The organism is Pelagicoccus albus (assembly GCF_014230145.1).
GTDB lineage: Bacteria > Verrucomicrobiota > Verrucomicrobiia > Opitutales > Opitutaceae > Pelagicoccus > Pelagicoccus albus.
The window spans coordinates 268,805-285,575 of the sequence record NZ_JACHVC010000012.1; the positions used below are offsets into that span (position 1 = coordinate 268,805).

Genomic DNA, 16,771 nt, shown 5'->3' on the forward strand with positions numbered 1-16,771 from the left:
TTGGTAGCTCTATGTTGGTTGTTTAATCTAAAACTTCGATAACCGCGCTGGAGAGGTTGCCATCCGACTGGGAACCGATCGTCAGTCCGATCATGCCTCCTCCGGCGAAATCCAAATCCAGACTTCTAATGAGGGTCCAATTCTCACCGTTGGCAGAGTGGTACATAGAAATTCTCCGTCCTGACCGATCAAGCCGTAGGCAATGAACCTCGCCGGCATAACCTCCCCGAACTCCAGAAAACGAGCCGCCCTGAGCTAAACGATAGCTGGCTTCCAAAAGACCGTCTCCATTCATGGTGACAGAAACATGCTTGGAATCAGGGTTAAGAGTCTCACGCAACATCAAGCCAGTGCGTCCCCAGCTTGCGTCTGCCTCGTAGTCATGAACCCGGATTTTTAGGCTGAAGTCACCTGAAGCGGGCACCCAGGTGTAGCGGAGCTCATCCTCGTACTTTTCATGGCCTAAGCCAGAAGCGCTGTAGTAGTACAAACCGCTTTCCGCATCGAACAGTTCTTCACCTACATCGATCATTTCCCCTATGACGTCGCTAACTGCTATTTGATCGAGCAGGGTAAAGGGCTGCGGCGCTTCAGGCTCGGACGCTTGAACTGATTCGCCCATTTGAAAATCGATTTGCTCGACCACCACACTGGACAAGTTTCCGTCGTTCTGTGAACCGATCGCCAAGCCAACCATGCTGCCCTGCGCAAATTCGACTTCGATGCTCTTTATCAGAGTCCAGTTCTCCCCGTCCGCAGACTCGTACATCGAGACCTCATTTCCTATCCGGTCGAGACGAAGGGCAGGATCTTCCATCGAACTGCTACCGCGAACTCCCGAAAGCGAGCCACCCGGGGCCAGACGATAGATCGCCTCTACTAAGCCATCCCCATTCACCGTTACCGATGCATGTTTTGAGTCAGGACTTAGCGACTCTCTGAGCATCAGCCCCGCACGACTCCATGTCGCATCTGCCTGATAATCATGCAATCTCACTCTGAGACTAAAATCCCCGTCAACGGGTACCCATGTGTAGCGGAGTTCATCCTCATATTTTTCGTAACCCAGCCCCGAAGCGCTGAAATAATACAGTCCACTTTCCACATCGTAGTAGGATTCTCCCACTTCGCTCATTGAACCAACGATCGAATCCTGAGTTACGAAACTAGAGAGAGCGTAGGGATGCGGTCCTTGGTCCTCAACCTTTGCAAAAGCATCCCCCGTCTCGCTGACAAGTTCGATATCGCAGCGCGAAAATCTTCCATCACCTTGAGAGCCTATAGAGTATCCTACTAGGAACTCTTCTCCGAGAGGAATGGATTGGGAGGTCACTTTCGTCCACGACTCTCCGTCTTCAGAGCTGTAGCCGGTCAAAAGGTCCCCGACCTTCTGTATCCGCAAATAAGCTACACTCGGAGCGGCCCTACCTCTAGTTCCTTTCAAAGCGGACCCATCCTGCAAGCGGTAAAGACTTTCAAACATACCATCTCCTCGAACCAACATAGACAAGTGGGCTGAATCCTGTTCCAAGGTCGAACGTACCATCAAACCGGCTCGAGCCCAAGTCGCATCGGGTTTGTACCCAGACAGCTTTACGGAGATGTCAAAATCTCCAAAGGCGGGAACGCTTACAAAACGAAGTTCATCGTTTATAGATTCGTAGCCAACCGTTGATGAGACAATCTTGTGCACTCCCGTGTTCGAGTCATAGGAGTGCGATCCGTCCTTGTCCTTTTCACCTATCACACCCGCTTCTAGAGGCTCACCTAGCAGATACGGCCACGCGGAAGACTGCCGGGCAAAAGCGCCTATATTCGAGTGCACAATTTCTACAAGGCCACTAGAGAGGCGGCCCCCAGTCTCCGATCCGATCGCCAAGCCAACCTGTAGTGTACCCGTCATCAGCTTTGCGCCTCCTGATACCTCGGTCCAAACGAGTCCGTCCGATGAATAACGAAGGGTAACGAATCCGTATTCACGACTCGCCTTCAGGTAAACCGGACCTTCCATCATCGTCTGCTTTGTCGCACTCACGGAAGCCCCCGACTCGGGACGCGACAAATGCTCAATGTATCCGCTTCCTGCCCACACGATAGACTCATGAGCTGCGTTAGCCTCTAGACCTCCCCTGACCATGAGGCCTAATTGCCCCTCATCTCCGTCGGTGGCAAAGGAGTGAACAAGGATCGTCAGTTCGAAATCTCCACTCACACTTGCCTGTGTGAATTGCACAGCGTCCTCGTATTCCCCAAAGCCTGATGCAGAACCATACAACAGGTATGCTCTAGATTCTGCGTCATAGATGGATTCGGCCGCTAAGCCGGGTAGTCCTACATTCTGAGAAACAACGACCTGATCGACTATCTCCTCGACACTGGGGTACTCGGAAAGAGCATAGCCGACAGCCGTGTAGTCCGAGTAACCGAAGGCATTGAAGGATCTCAAGCGATAATAATATTCCTGCCCATCACGAACATCGGCATCCGTGTAATTGGTCACATTTGCTCCGGTCTGAGCAATCTCCTCGAAACGGACTCCATCATCGGAACGTTCAATCAAGAAACCGTCCTCTTTGTCGCAAGAGTCGAGCCATCTAAGAACCAATGGATTCCCGAAATTGATTCCCGTTCCGTCCGAATCGACAGAGTCAGCATAAATCTCTCCCTGCATGCTGACAGTATATTCTGAATACCCAAACGCGTTGTATGCTCTTAACCGGTAGGAATAGGTAACACCCTCGACAACATCTTCGTCCAAGAACTCTGTGAGCGAAGCATCTAAGTCAGCTACTTCTATGTAATCTCCCCCATTAGAAGATCGTTCCACCAGGATACCTTCCGCCCTGCTGGACTCGTCGAGCCAAGACAGATGCAGCGACTTAGCCGAGAGTGAAGTAGCAACAAACGATAACAGTATCGTCACAACAAGCTTCGCAAACCCTTTATTGAAGGCATCAAAAAGAGAACATCTCGCTCTCTTATTATCCAGTTTTTCGATACGCTTTAGGCATCTTTCCCGTATTAAATTTCCGGCTACAGCTTGCTTAGACATGGGTTCTTTTGGTTGATTTTCGATAGAGCCCCAAACGTCTATGCCGCGTCCGCCTTGACGCGTGATTTTCAATTAATCACGCTTTTACACAGCGTTTCTTTTGCCCCCAAACCGGGCATCCAAGGAGTTCCCTTAGCGGCGCTTTTTCTGGTGCCTGAACAGATGGGAATCGAACCCTTCATCTGCATCCCGGGATTTCTCCCTAGGCGACCTTAGTCGAAACCGGAAACGCTACCTCCAAACCACTGAAGTCTTCGTATTCATAAGCTAGCTACACTTTGGTTGATGAGTAATCTTTTCGTGGCTAGCCCAGAATTGCCCCTTATTTCCCCAATCGGCAGGCATTCCAGATCCCCTTACTTTAAAATAGGGAACTTTCCTCTCTGGTAGATGGGGAAGCTTGCCGCGAGATATATCCCTACCGCCCTAAGGGAGGTGCGCTTCCTTTTCCTTAGATCCTGTAATGGAACACCGCAGCCCTTTGAGTAGCTGAAGGCTTGTCACCTTAGCTCGAACTCCCATGCTCCTGCGGAATTCGAAAACCCATCGAAGAATGCAAGATACGGAAATCAATTGGGATACGCTACAGAGGCTTCGAGCCCACTTCCTCGAAACCAGCTCCACACCTGGCGTCTACTGGCAGAACGAAAGCGATTTAGCCGACTACCATGCCACCTTCGCCGCACGCATCGGCTGGAAATGGGATAGCGCCCTACTTGAACTCAGAAAGGCAGGCTTTACTCCAATTTCCCGCAAAATCTTCGACTGGGGCTGTGGCTCAGGGATCGCGACCTTGCGCGTGCTCGAATTTTTCGGGGCCAGCTATTTCGATGAGGTCTACCTTTGGGACCACTCCGCGGCAGCCTGTCGCTTTGCGCAAAAGACCATCAGTCAAGCCTACCCGCAACTTCAGGTTAAGATCGCACCCGCTCCAGTTTCAGGCGAAAGCAGCGAGCTAAGCGACGCCTTGGCCTTAGTCAGCCACGCAGTGAGTGAACTCGGTTACGAAGCACAACAGAGCCTGTCAAAGCAGCTCCGTACAGCAGCACAACTTATATTCGTGGAACCTGGCAACCACAGCGCTAGCCGAAAGCTCATCGCCCAGCGGGAAGCATTGCGGGATGCGTTTTCCATTCTAGCCCCTTGCAGCCGGTGCGACAGCTGCCCAATGCTCGAAGATGAAAATACCCGCCACTGGTGCCACTTTTTCGGCAAACCACCAGTGGAAGCCTTCACCGAAAGTTTTTGGACTAAATTCTCCCAAACCATGGAGATCGATCTCCGTTCCTTGCCCTACAGCTTTCTCGCCATGCAAAAAACGGTGCCCGCGGAACGAGGTGACAGCAGCAAGCATTCTCGACTAATCGGTCGTCCGCGGCAGTTCAAAGGCTACACCCGTCTACTCAGCTGCGACCAAGAGGGTCTTCGAGATCTGGAGCTGCAAAAGCGAGACGACAAGCAACTCTGGAAAGTTCTCAAAAAGGGTCCGGATACGACCTTATTCGAGTGGACTCAGATCGATGCAAGTACTGGCCGCCTAAAAAGTGGCGTCCAAATCTGAAGCTTATCATTCACTTGAACCCACCTAGTCTCAATCCCGCGCAAGACCTCCCAAGACTTCCGGGTAGCAAGGTTTCAGTCCAACTGAGGAAAAAAAGAAAATCCAAGTAACCCATCCCTCCTAGAAGAGTATACATAGGCAAGTAACCGACTTGCCCATGAAACTAAACACACTCTTTTCCCACGCCTTTCTTCCGGCTATCACAGCCGTTTTAGCAGCCACGTTAATCGCCTCCCCTGTCTCTGCAGCGGACGAGATAGAAGTCATCGACCTAGATGGAATCACAGAAGTGGATTTCTCGATTTCAGGAGCAAGCGTGGCTCTCGTTGGTTCAGAACGTAGTGACCTTGAGCTTGTGCTTGAAAAACCACTTACAGGTTTCGACCCCTCGAGGGCTAGCAAATCAATTAGCAGGGATGGCAGCACACTGGTAATTGAGATCGAATACAAAAAGACTAGCGGGGTATTCGGGTGGTTTTCCGAAGGATCCAAAGGCTACAAGAGCGCGACCCTCACCCTTCCGAACTCACTTCCAGCAGCCATACACACAGCCGGCGGCAACCTGAGCGCCGAAGATATGAACGCCCCCATTAAGCTTCGAACTGCTGGCGGTAGCATCAGAATCGAAAACGTCAACGGAGATACAGATGCGCGCACTTCAGGAGGAAGTATTCGCGTCGAATCAGTAACAGGTCTAGTCACGCTTCGCACTGCAGGTGGCAGCATCAACGTAGAGGGTGAAGTGGCAGGACTCGACGCCCGCACCTCGGGGGGAAGCATCAAGGTCCACCTAAACACAGCCCCACAGAAGCCCGTAACCCTAAAGACCTCCGGCGGAAGCGTATCCGCAGTTTTAGAACAAGGAACCCAAGCTCCAGCGAGCCTCTCTACCTCAGGAGGAAGTGTGAAAATCGAACTTCCCCGTGATCAAGGATTTACGCTGGAAGCGAAATCCAATGGAGGAAACGTATCTTTCAGGCACGGAGGAGCCTTTGAGGGTACCATGAACAAGAGGTCGATCGAAGGCAGGGTTAACGGCGACGGCCCCCTCGTTCAGCTATCCACTAGCGGCGGTGGCGTAAGCATTTCAGAAATTTAGTATGGTATAAGACAGTCAGATATAAGGTTATGAGCTGGCCCGCATCCGAGGATGCGGGCTTTTCCTTTTGTAATATTCAAATTTCAATCCGATCCTAGTTCCCCATGCTAGAAGCCGAGTCCATACCGTCTCTTGATATTCTGTATCGCGACGATCGATACATCGCTATTCACAAGCCTTCTGGATTACTCGTGCACCGAAGCCCCATCGATCGTCGCGAAACGCGTTTTGCGATACAGGTCCTAAGAGATCAGATTGGCCAAATGGTTTATCCCGCCCATCGAATTGATCGTCCTACCTCAGGCATACTACTTTTTGGCCTGGACCAAGAGGCGGGCACCCGCCTATCGGTGCTTTTTCAAGAGCGGAAAGTCCAGAAACGCTACCATGCTATCGTGCGTGGACATACCCCCGAATCGGGTTCGATCGACTCTCCACTAAACAAATACGAAGACCTCGACGGGCACATAAAGAGCGAGCAAACCCAAGAAGCCCTCACCCACTACCAGCGTCTTTTAGCTTCCGAACTCCCGTATCCGACCGAAAGATACGCCACCTCTCGTTTTTCTTTGCTAGAACTGAAACCTCACACTGGGAGGCGTCATCAACTAAGAAGGCACCTAGCCCACATTCGCTACCCCATCATTGGAGACGTTCGTCATGGTTGCAACAAAACCAACAAACTCGCCCGCTCCAACTTCGACATCCAAAGACTGCTGCTCGCCGCGACTCATTTGAGTTTTCAACACCCTTTCGAGAATACCGAGGTTGCTATCGACTGCGAACCTGAGGACAGTTTCCTGCACTCCGCAGCTCTTCTAGGGCTTCCTTACGCTTATGAAGGAACCTAATAGCTTTGTATAATTCCTCATTCTAGTCGTGCATTCAGGCGAAATTTCGTGAAAGTCTCGCACGCGACATGAGCCGCATCACCACAATCGCTTTCGACGCCGACGACACGCTCTGGCACAACGAGAACCTTTTCGAGGAGCACCACCGAAAATACTGCAAGCTCCTAGCTGCCTACCATGATGAAGAAACGGTAGAGCGGACTTTGTTTAGAACGGAAATGCGAAACCTCGAACTCTACGGTTACGGGGTAAAGAGTTTCACCCTCTCGAGCATAGAAACTGCCATTGAGCTGACAAAGGGCTCCATCTCCGCCGAGGAGCTTCGCAACATACTGGACTTCGGCAAAAATATGCTGGCTCATCCAGTCGAGCTACTAGAAGGAGTCGAGGAAACCATCGCTGCCCTTAGCCAAGATTATCCCCTAATGCTCATAACAAAGGGCGATCTGAGGGACCAAGAACGCAAGATAACAAAATCGGGCCTAGCTCCCTACTTCAAACACATCGAAGTCGTATCCGAAAAGAAGCGAGAAGACTACGCTCGCCTATTCCGTCAGCATGGATTGAACCCGACCAAACTTCTCATGGTCGGAAACTCCCTCAAATCTGACATTCTACCGATTCTCGAACAAGGGGGCCTTGGAGTACATATTCCGTATCATTTGACCTGGGAGCACGAGAGGGTCGCGACCGCTCCTAACGAAAACGACAACTTCCACGAACTCGCTTCTATCAAGCATCTACCCGCTTTGGTTGCGGCCCTGACGAGCTAAAATGCTGCTGTTTCCCGCCGTCAAAAAAATCGTCCTGCACGATGGATTCTATCGCGGGGCTGACAACTTCGGGATATCCATTTCTCATTTAGCCCCAAAGAATGGATACACCATCAAGATTACGGAGCAACAGGTCGCAGTATCCTCCTACGACGAAGCCGCCGCTTTTTACGCACAGGCAACCCTGAATCAAATCAGGCAGCAATCTCCAGATACAGGCACACTTCCCTGCCTCGAAATCGAGGATTGGCCGGATCTAAAGACAAGGGGCTACATGCTCGATATTTCCCGCTGCAAGGTGCCCTCCATGCAATCCCTGCTCGAACTGGTCGACCTGCTCGCATCACTCAAATACAACCAGCTGCAGCTCTATACGGAACACACCTTCGCCTACCAAAATCACCGCATCGTGTGGCAAGATGCCTCTCCCCTAACACCGGATGAGATTCGCGAAATAGATGCCTATTGCGCCGCTCGTCATATCGAGCTCGTTCCCAACCAAAATTCATTCGGGCATATGGAACGTTGGCTACGCCATTCCCAGTACCAACACCTTGCCGAATCTCCAAACGGTTTTGAGCATCCCATTGCCGGATGGAAGGAATTTGGCTCTACCCTGAAGCCGACTCTAGAGTCAGCGAAATTCGTCGACGAACTGTTCGCTGAATTACTGCCAAACTTCTCCTCTCAAAACTTCAATGTCGGTGGTGATGAACCTTGGGAGCTGGGACAAGGTTTTAGCAAAGAGTTGGTTAACAATCATGGCAAAACAAGAGTATACCTAGACCATCTCCTTCGTATCCAAAATAATGTGCGCAAATACGGAAAGCGTATGCAATTCTGGGGAGATATCATTATAAATGATCCCCAATTGGCCACAGAGTTAGGAGAGGATACCACTGCCCTACTGTGGGGTTACGAGCTTGATCATCCGTTTCCGGAGCAATGTATGGCGATGAAGAACGCAGGAGTTGATTTCTACGTCGTGCCGGGAACATCGACTTGGAACTCCATTGGAGGCAGGCTGTACACATCGCTGCCAAACATAGATTCCGCCGCATTCAACGCGTACCAACATGGAGCAGTAGGACTCCTGCTAACAGATTGGGGCGACAACGGACACCATCAAAGCTCTCTCCTTAGTATTCCTGCCATTCTCCAAGCAGCCTCCCGAAGTTGGAATGCTAGCAACGAAGACCTCGATCTTAAATCGGCATCCCAAAGGATTCCGAATCCGTTATCGGTTTCTGAATACGATGCAATTATTGCACTAAGCGCTATTGCCGGAAGTTTCTCGAAATATCTCCACAACGGAAGCTGGCTGAACAAGATTCTCTTCGCCAAAATTGACAGCTTGGAAAACCTGCGAGGAGATCTCGACTTGCTGGAGCTAGAGTCCGCTAGGGAGAGCCTAACAGGTCTCGCTGTGGATGGCGAATTGGGACTCGCTCGCGATCTACTCCTCTTCGCTGCCGAAAAAGGGATTTCCATCCTCAACCGACAGCATCCGTTACCTGTACCCAAGGAGCTGATTTCGAGATTTCGCCACTACTGGCTGCTTCGAAACAGGCCCGGAGGGCTGGAAGAATGCGTAGCCTTCTTCACCTGATCGCTTTCAGCATCGACGCGACGTGCGACTTGTCCCCAAACAATTCGTCGTGCACGCCAGCAACGAAACCGTCTCCATCAATCAAATACGTTATGCGTTTGGTGACCCCAATAATTGGCATTCGAGCATCATAGAGTTTAGCTACCTCTCCGGAAACGTCGGCTAATAGTTCGAATGGCAAGGAATGTTTCGCCTTAAACTGCAAATGCGACTCGATCGAATCCCGGCTCACCCCGAAAACTGGAATGTCCGTTTGCCTCAACTCCGCAAACTCATCTCGAAATGAGCAGGCCTCTTTGGTACAGCCCGGAGTGAAGTCCTTGGGATAAAAATACAATACCCAACGTTTCCCATGCATTTCTCGCGAGACGAAGGTATCTCCACTTGTGGAGGGAAGTTCGAATTCGGGTGCTTTTGTTCCAATTTTTAAGGCCATATCAACACAGGATTTTTTCCACAGCCTCTACGGTTTCAACGGGCTCTTTGCATGCAAAGTCTTCACAAATAAAAACCTTGGCTCCACCTTCCGAAACACTCTCCAACATCGGTGCTAGCTTCGAGTTGCCACTAAGGATACTTGGAATCCCTTCCCTTCTATCTAGAGCGACAAACGCACTGCCTATATCCCGATGTCGGTGAATCGTCGAAGTGAAGCTTTGCCACGAGTCGGTGCCGCGCTCTCCTATCAAAACAATCTGCTGATCCGAATCGAGGAATCGCGAGGCCGCTACAAGCATTTGAGGCATAGCTCGCGGGGCTCGTTTCCACTGGAAGCCAAATGCCTCCACTGTTCGCCTACCACGCTCTCTGAACTCATCATCATCTAGCAAACTCGCAAACTTCAGCTGCGCCATGGCTGCGAGAGAACTGGCCGCTGGCTCTGATCCGTCGTAATCGTCCCGCAGCCTAACCAACAAATTCTCGTCTCCTGATTCCGTGGCGAAATATCCACCCCTCTTGTGATCCAAGAAACGGTGTTCCAACTCTTCAAGAAGCTCGCGTCCCATTTGGAGCCATTTGACCTCCGACGTGCTTTCGTAAAGATCCAAACAAGCGCAGGCAAACGCTGCGTAGTCCTCCGCGAACCCGTTCTGATTTCCGCGACCATTTCGAAAAGCTCGTGCAAGGCTACCAGTCGCCTCCTCCCGCATCGACGCGAGTAAAAACTCTGCTGCATCGGTCGCTAATTCCAACGCCGGTTCGTATCCGCATCTTTGATATACCTTGCAAGCTCCCGAGATCATCAAGGAACTCCATGACAGCAGAGTCTTGTCATCCAAAAGCGGGCGAGGCCGCTTGATCCTCTTATCGAAAAGTTTTTTTAGACCTGCCTCGATAACACGAGCCACTTCAGATTCCGTTTTGCCAAACCGAGCCGCTAGCCCCTTGTCGCCACGAATCCGCATAAGCGTGTTCATTCCCGTCAATTCCCCGTGAGGATCCGATTCAGGGCGAGCATTGCCTTCTGACTTAATATAAAAAGCCTCAGCGAACAGTTCAAAATCGGATCCTAAAAGAGATTCGATTTCCTGCTTCGTCCAGACATAAAACGCGCCCTCCCCGTGTCGAGTGGGGTCCTCTGGCAGAGAGCTATCCGCATCCTCAGCCGCGAAGAGCTGACCGAGCTCCCCTCTTAAATCGCGTGATACGTAATCGATAATCTGACAAGCGGCCTTGGCGTATCGAGCAGAGCCTGAAATCCGAAAGGCTTCCGCAAGAACGCCTGACATTTGGCCCTGATCATAAAGCATTTTTTCGAAGTGCGGCACATGCCAGTATTGATCCACCGAATACCGATGCAATCCTCCGCCCACATGATCCCAAATCCCTCCATCCAAGATTTTGTCTAAAGAACTCGTTATCAAATTTAACCATTTCGTTTTCGAGCGTCGAGCCGACTTCTCCAAGAGAATATTAAAATAGCCAGGCATCGGAAACTTTGGGGCTCTACCAAAACCACCCCATTCTTCATCGAAGTCCGTATTCAACTCCTCTAGACACATTTCGATCGCGTCCCCGGCCTCGGCTATCCCTTCCAATTGGTGATGACCGGCATTTTCTTGCAAGAGCTCGCGGCTTTTTTCCCCGTAGCCTAACAGAGTTGCCTTGTCCTCGCTCCACAAGGTTCCGATCCGATCGATGAGCGTTGTAAATCCGACGCGACCGTAGTTGTCCGTTGGTGGAAAATACGTCCCTCCATAAAACGGTTTCAAATCTGGAGTCAGCCAAACGCTCATGGGCCATCCTCCTTGCCCCGCAGTCGCCTGAACGTAGGACATGTAGATCCGGTCGACATCGGGTCGCTCTTCCCGGTCGACCTTAACGTTTACGAATAGTTCGTTTAACGTTTGGGCAATCTCTGCGTCTTCAAAACTCTCGTGAGCCATGACATGGCACCAATGACAGGTTGAGTAGCCTACCGATAAGAAAATCGGAACATCCCTTCTTCGAGCCTCCGCGAAGGCCGCCTCTCCCCACTCCCGCCATTGCACCGGATTATCCGCATGCTGCAAAAGATAGGGCGATCGGCTGCGGGCTAGATCGTTAAGAGAAATCTTATTTGGGTCAGGCATATCGGAAACAGCTTTGCGCAGCTGGCTATGGGCTAAAGAAAAAAGCGGAGACCGCTCATCGCAGTCTCCGCCGAATTCTCACTTCTCGGGAGGGTATGTTTTATAGATCAGTAGATTCCATCGCTCTGGTAATGAGCATGGGAAACATGCGCTTCACCCGTTCGGGTTTGGGTTACGCTCACGCGATCTCCTTCTACGAAGCCCACATCCTTGCGCTCTTGAACCACAACCACGGTACCGCCATCATCGAGGCTCACCGTCACTTCTTGAGCGACTTTTTTAGTCATCTCCTTCTCCACCATTCCTCCTACGATTCCGCCTACTACAGCTCCACCAGCCGCAGCCAGGGTTCGGCCTGAACCTTCACCCGCTGTCTGTCCAACCGCGGAACCTATGATAGCTCCACTGGATCGACCCACATAGGTTGCTTCCCCCTCGATTACGACAGTGCGAGTCGCTACGACCGTGCCACTATCGACTTGTTGAATTTTTCCAGAGGTAGAGCGAGGAACCGTTTCATAGGCATTCGAAGCGCAACCTTGCAAAAAAAGGATGAGCATCGAGCCGAGAAGCAAACGTCCTGCAAGACGTATTGCTGAAACATTGTAGTTGTCCATCAACGACCAATACGCGGCCGCCTAGCAAACGGATTCACCAACTTGGTGATGCCGGAAACGACAAATAAAACTACCAACTTACCGGTTCGAAATCACCTTCCAACTCTTCATCCTCCGGGATTAGATAAGCGTTAGTCTCGGGATCTGCATTCGGATCGTAGTTGGCATGATAAACAACACTTTCGCCCATGCGGCCCGTAAGGATTTTCACCCGCTCGTTTTCGTAAAAGCCGGGCTCTTCGTATTCCTGAACGACCGAAATAGTTTCACCGCCATCCATAGCGATCGTTATTTCCTGAGCAAGTTTCGCAGTGAGGGCTTTCTCCACCTTTCGCCCTACCACTGAACCAACTGCTGTACCGACCGCCATCGCGGCCCTGTTCTCATTTACGTTTGAACTGGAGTTGATCGAGATAGTGTCTGGTCCCGTTTGCTGGACTGTGGTCTGAGTTTCCACCGGCACTGCCACTGAACCAACTGCTCCGCCAATTCCCGCTCCGACAATCATTCCCATGTTCGTAGCGACTCCATCTATGCGGACTTTACGAACCATGACAACAGTGCCCTCCTCCGCGTTCTTCATCGCACTAGCGTTGGGAACGGGAAATCTCGAACTCGCAGAATGGGAACTGCTCGCGCAGCCGCAAAGCGATCCGAAAACCATAACCTGGAGGAGAAAAGCGAGGGGGATGTGGTTCAAATTCATCTTAGGGGTACGCCTTGATCGCGCCAAAACGGAAGCGAGTCAAGCTAAGCATATCTACTTACTCCTAAATTTCTGGTAAGCATAATGGTCAAAATCGTTTCAATCGCGCCGATTTAGAAGATTAGACGCGGGTAACTATTTACAGAACCTATTTTACCTACTACTGTCATAACCTTACTTAAAGAACCTCAAATGAACGACCTCAAAATCAAGAAGACCGGAATGCTGAACCCCCCTCTCCGCGTCCTTATCCCAGGACCTGGGGGTGACCTCGCAAGTGCCGCAAATGAAAGATTTGCCCGACCACAGCTTCAAAGCTTGGTGAAGCACGACCGCGTGGTGCGATATTTCAAACGCCGAGAATCCCTCTTTAGCTCCTAACTTGACTGAAACTTAATTTTCAGAATACGTTTTTCAAACCGGAGCAAATCGCTCCGGTTTTTTCTTTCTCCCAAACACCCAAAGACCTGATTCCCGAATACCTGAAATGATTAACTTCGAGATCAAAACCCAGTTGAGCGTAAACGTTGAAAATACTCCTGGAGCCATCGCGACCTTGAGTGACAAACTTGCTGAACACGATATAAGCCTAAACGCGATCACCGTGAATGAAGGGCATTCCAGCGGAAGCTTTCGCTTTGTCGCCAACGATCACGAAACCGCGAGAACAGCGCTCGTGGAGGCTGGCTACTCGGTCCAGACGGACGACGTGCTTTCCATCCGGCTTCAAGACAGCAAAGGCAAGCTGGCATTTTTGACCAAAGCGTTTTCCCAAAGCGGCATCAATATAGACTACATGTACGCAAGCGTGGATGAAGAAGGAGGCGGTTCCAAACTGATCCTGAAGGTTTCCAACATTCACTTGGCGAGCCAAGTCTTGACTGCGATTTTGGACGCGGCCTAGCCGTTAGACTTAGGGTCACTCGAACGACCCTCGACCTTGAGTTGCAATACTCCATCGCTCAGGGTCGCACGAAGCTCGCTTCCCTTCTTAACGAAGCGACTTTGCGTGAGAACGCTACCGTTCTCATCTTCGAGGATAGCGTATCCACGCTTCAGTGTCCCGCTGGGGCTCAAGGCCTGAAGCTTGGCTTTTGCGACATCAAGCCTGCCTCGTAAGGCAACCGTTCGCTCCGCCAAACATTTCTCCATTTGCCGACCGAAGCGATCCAATCGCTCTCGCGTAGAGGCGATAAGCTGGGAGGGATTTTGCTGAGAAAATCGACGATCAAGCGCTGTTAAAACCGCTCTGCGATCAAAAAGGGAAGCGCGGAAAGCCGCCTCGAAGCGGGTACCCACTTCATCAAGTTTAAGAAAAGCCCGCTCCAAAGACGAACGAGGAGAAACAGCACGCAACTCCCTGCCCATGCTTTTCAATTCATCTTTGAGCTCAAGCAGTCGCTCTTCCGCTAATTCGCTTAAATCTGAACGAGCGAGTTCGAGGCGATCTAGGGTCTCCATCAAACCACTGCTTATCATCTCGGCAGCGCCCGACGGGGTTTCCGCTCGGATATCGGCAGCGAAATCAGACAAGGTAAAATCGATCTCGTGACCAACACCCGAAACAACAGGTATCGAACTACTCGATACAGCCCGAGCGACGCGTTCTTCATTGAAACACCACAAATCCTCGAGACTTCCTCCACCTCGCGAAACAACGATGAGGTCGCTGTCGCCCAACTCATTGATATATCGGATCGCTGTTTCAATTTCTTCGGCAGCCCGAACGCCTTGCACACTAACCGGAAAAATCTGTAAACGCCCCAACCAAGAACGCCGCTTCAAAATCTGAATAAAATCCTGCAAAGCCGCGCCACTGGGAGAGGTAACGATAGCCACCCGCATCGGTAACTTCGGAAGCGGACGTTTCCGTTGCTTGTCGAAAATCCCTTCTGCAGAGAGCTTCGCCTTGAGGCGCTCAAACTCCTTGTAAAGCCGCCCTTCTCCATTTTCTTCGAGTTCTCTAACCACTAGCTGATAGCGGCCATGAGGCTCGTAAACGCTCAGCTCCCCAAAAGCCGATACTTGCATTCCATCCCGAGGAACAAAGCGGAGTCGAGCTGCTTGGCCGCGAAACATGACTGCAGGCAGTTGAGAACCCGCGTCCTTGATCGAGAAATACAAATGGCCTGAGGCCTGGCTTCGTAGATTTGATACCTCACCTATCACCCAACTGGGAGGCATCCCACCCTCCAAGAGCTTTTTGATGCCCTTGGTATATTGGCTCACGCTAACTCGCGGAAAATCATCAAACAGATCCTCAAGCCCCATTATTCGAGCCCTCCGCAATCGATTTGGCCTGCAACCGCCCCCTCAAGAAGCGAAGCAAAATGGCAATGGCGATCGCCAATCCAACACCTGCCACCGCTAATTTAAGGTTTCCTGTCATGAGCGATTCTCCTAGCACGATAAAACTAGCCGAGACCGTCCAAATGATCGGTAAGGATGCCAAGAGATATCTGCCAAAGGGCATTTGAGCCAATCCCAGCAAATAGTTCTGCAAAGCGAATGGAACCCCGGGCGTCAGTCTCAACATGAGAGCGATACCCAACATCCTTCTCTCCGAGAACTCGGGTATAGAGTATCCGAATCGAGCAACCAAACGCACGAACACGGGGCGGAACCACTTTCCTGATACAAGCCACGATACGATCATGTTGGCCGTCAGGGCACAGAGGGAACCCAGAATGGCTATTTTCAACCCAAAAGCGGGGGCGAAAAGTAGAAATGGCGACAGCGGAAACCAAAACAAAGGCAGAACAGCCATAAGCCCAAAGTAAGCCCACGGCCCCATGGCGGCGAAATGCTCGATTACCTGCATAAGGCTCTCGCGACTGATGTACTCTCGATACCGCCAAACCAAGAGAGAGACAATCAGGAGGCCCACAAGAGCGAGTAGGATGAGGCTGACTTTTTTGCGCGGCAAGTTCACTTGCGACCACTTTTACGGGCGAATTCCGGAAGGCAAACTCAGTTTCAAGTCTGGGCCTGGATTGGGAAAGCAACTTTTAGACTGCATAGCCTAGAAAAGCGTATTCAAGCGTTGGCTACGACACAGGTCTTTGAAGACTTGAACTTAGGCAATTGTACCACTTTCGCATACTAAAGCTTTACTCGTTGCCAGATAGACCGAAAAAACAGTCTCATGCCTGAGGAGGAAAAGGGAAAGATACTGATAATCGATGATGAAGACGGGATCCGAGCGGTCCTGAAAGCCATCCTCGAAAGCATCGATATACAAACCCTTGAAGCCTCAAACGCACGTTCAGCACTCGAGGTTTTGGAAGAGAACAAGCAAAGCATCGCCGGCTGCCTGCTCGATATGAATCTCGAAGATAGTTACGGAGAAGATTTGTACGACAAATTGCGCACAACCTCTCCTGACCTAACCGTCTTTGCGATGAGCGGCATTTTCGGAGCCGAAATTCGCGAGCGCCTAGGTGAGCGGGTGATCTCTGGCTTCATTGCCAAACCCTTTACCGCAAGCGATATCATCCAAACCGTTCAGGCAGGACTCGAAAAGAGGACGTCCTCAGAAGAGCAGAACTAGGCGATCGTATTCAGATTGCTACCGATAGGGCCGCTTGAAACCGGCTCATTCTCGTGCAAAGCAACCTCCCTCGAACCTAGAAAATAGTAGGTATCGCTCGGATCAGCTTCCGGCTCTGCCTCCTCGGCACGCTCTTCCCTTTCCCGCTGTTCACGCAGTACCGGATAGTGCCTTTCTAAAATGTTTCTTGGATAGAGCTGTTCCATGCTCGTGGTGTGTTATCAGAATCCTTTCTGTCGGAAGAATATCTCTTCCCGCATCGTGTATCGCCGTCTACGACCTTAACTTAAATTGGATCAAACGATTTTTATGATTTTTAACAAAACGCAAACAGATGGAAAAAACCAAGAGGCATGGCGGAAAGGTCCTTTTCTGCCCTA

General features: G+C 51.0%; 15 protein-coding genes. 7 read left to right on the top strand and 8 right to left on the bottom strand.

Annotation, left to right across the window (positions count from 1 at the left end; all coding sequences use genetic code 11):
* Positions 1–22 precede the first annotated feature (22 nt).
* Positions 23–3,052, bottom strand: coding sequence for a fibronectin type III domain-containing protein (locus H5P27_RS10900; RefSeq protein ID WP_185660420.1), 3,030 nt, complete (start codon positions 3,050–3,052; stop codon positions 23–25).
* 553 nt (positions 3,053–3,605) lie between these two features.
* On the opposite strand from H5P27_RS10900, the gene H5P27_RS10905 reads away from it, so the two are divergent.
* The 5 genes from H5P27_RS10905 to H5P27_RS10925 all read left to right on the top strand — a co-directional run bounded on the left by H5P27_RS10905 (position 3,606) and on the right by H5P27_RS10925 (position 8,945).
* Entirely contained in the window at positions 3,606–4,613 is a 1,008-nt protein-coding gene (locus H5P27_RS10905; protein ID WP_185660421.1) for a small ribosomal subunit Rsm22 family protein, read from the top strand.
* Positions 4,614–4,770: 157 nt separating this feature from the next.
* Positions 4,771–5,712 (top strand): DUF4097 family beta strand repeat-containing protein, encoded by a 942-nt coding sequence (locus tag H5P27_RS10910; RefSeq protein ID WP_185660422.1) that lies wholly within the window; start codon positions 4,771–4,773, stop codon positions 5,710–5,712.
* Between the two features lie 104 nt (positions 5,713–5,816).
* Positions 5,817–6,563 (top strand): pseudouridine synthase, encoded by a 747-nt coding sequence (locus tag H5P27_RS10915; protein WP_185660423.1) that lies wholly within the window; start codon positions 5,817–5,819, stop codon positions 6,561–6,563.
* 68 nt (positions 6,564–6,631) lie between these two features.
* Positions 6,632–7,336: an HAD family hydrolase gene (locus H5P27_RS10920; RefSeq protein ID WP_185660424.1), complete on the top strand. Its 705-nt coding sequence runs from the start codon at positions 6,632–6,634 to the stop codon at positions 7,334–7,336.
* Between the two features lies 1 nt (position 7,337).
* Positions 7,338–8,945 carry a beta-N-acetylhexosaminidase gene (locus H5P27_RS10925; protein ID WP_185660425.1) on the top strand — a complete coding sequence of 536 codons (1,608 nt, stop codon included), beginning with the start codon at positions 7,338–7,340 and terminating at the stop codon, positions 8,943–8,945.
* On the opposite strand, the gene H5P27_RS10930 is transcribed toward H5P27_RS10925, so the two are convergent.
* The 4 genes from H5P27_RS10930 to H5P27_RS10945 all read right to left on the bottom strand — a co-directional run bounded on the left by H5P27_RS10930 (position 8,938) and on the right by H5P27_RS10945 (position 12,718).
* Positions 8,938–9,381, bottom strand: a complete 444-nt coding sequence (locus H5P27_RS10930; protein ID WP_185660426.1) for a peroxiredoxin — start codon at positions 9,379–9,381, stop codon at positions 8,938–8,940. The two genes, H5P27_RS10925 and H5P27_RS10930, sit on opposite strands and share 8 nt — an antisense overlap.
* 1 nt (position 9,382) lies before the next feature.
* Entirely contained in the window at positions 9,383–11,518 is a 2,136-nt protein-coding gene (locus tag H5P27_RS10935) for a thioredoxin domain-containing protein (RefSeq protein ID WP_185660427.1), read from the bottom strand.
* A gap of 107 nt (positions 11,519–11,625) precedes the next feature.
* Positions 11,626–12,135 (bottom strand): outer membrane lipoprotein, encoded by a 510-nt coding sequence (locus H5P27_RS10940; protein WP_185660428.1) that lies wholly within the window; start codon positions 12,133–12,135, stop codon positions 11,626–11,628.
* A 70-nt stretch (positions 12,136–12,205) separates the two neighbouring features.
* A complete protein-coding gene (locus H5P27_RS10945) occupies positions 12,206–12,718 on the bottom strand; it encodes a hypothetical protein (RefSeq protein ID WP_185660429.1) in 513 nt (170 codons plus the stop codon).
* 610 nt (positions 12,719–13,328) lie between these two features.
* Between H5P27_RS10945 and H5P27_RS10950 the strand changes: the two genes are divergently transcribed.
* A complete protein-coding gene (locus H5P27_RS10950; protein WP_185660430.1) occupies positions 13,329–13,745 on the top strand; it encodes an ACT domain-containing protein in 417 nt (138 codons plus the stop codon).
* Here the strand turns inward: H5P27_RS10950 and xseA are convergent.
* Both xseA and H5P27_RS10960 read right to left on the bottom strand, forming a co-directional pair.
* Entirely contained in the window at positions 13,742–15,070 is a 1,329-nt protein-coding gene (xseA, locus tag H5P27_RS10955) for an exodeoxyribonuclease VII large subunit (protein WP_185660431.1), read from the bottom strand. The genes H5P27_RS10950 and xseA overlap by 4 nt on opposite strands.
* A gap of 31 nt (positions 15,071–15,101) precedes the next feature.
* On the bottom strand, positions 15,102–15,773 hold the full coding sequence (locus tag H5P27_RS10960; protein WP_185660432.1) for a TVP38/TMEM64 family protein: 672 nt from the start codon (positions 15,771–15,773) through the stop codon (positions 15,102–15,104).
* A 213-nt stretch (positions 15,774–15,986) separates the two neighbouring features.
* On the opposite strand from H5P27_RS10960, the gene H5P27_RS10965 reads away from it, so the two are divergent.
* The gene (locus tag H5P27_RS10965) at positions 15,987–16,391 is read left to right on the top strand and encodes a response regulator (RefSeq protein ID WP_185660433.1); all 405 of its coding nucleotides are present in this window, start codon (positions 15,987–15,989) and stop codon (positions 16,389–16,391) included.
* On the opposite strand, the gene H5P27_RS10970 is transcribed toward H5P27_RS10965, so the two are convergent.
* A complete protein-coding gene (locus H5P27_RS10970) occupies positions 16,388–16,597 on the bottom strand; it encodes a hypothetical protein (protein ID WP_185660434.1) in 210 nt (69 codons plus the stop codon). The genes H5P27_RS10965 and H5P27_RS10970 overlap by 4 nt on opposite strands.
* Positions 16,598–16,771: the final 174 nt, after the last annotated feature.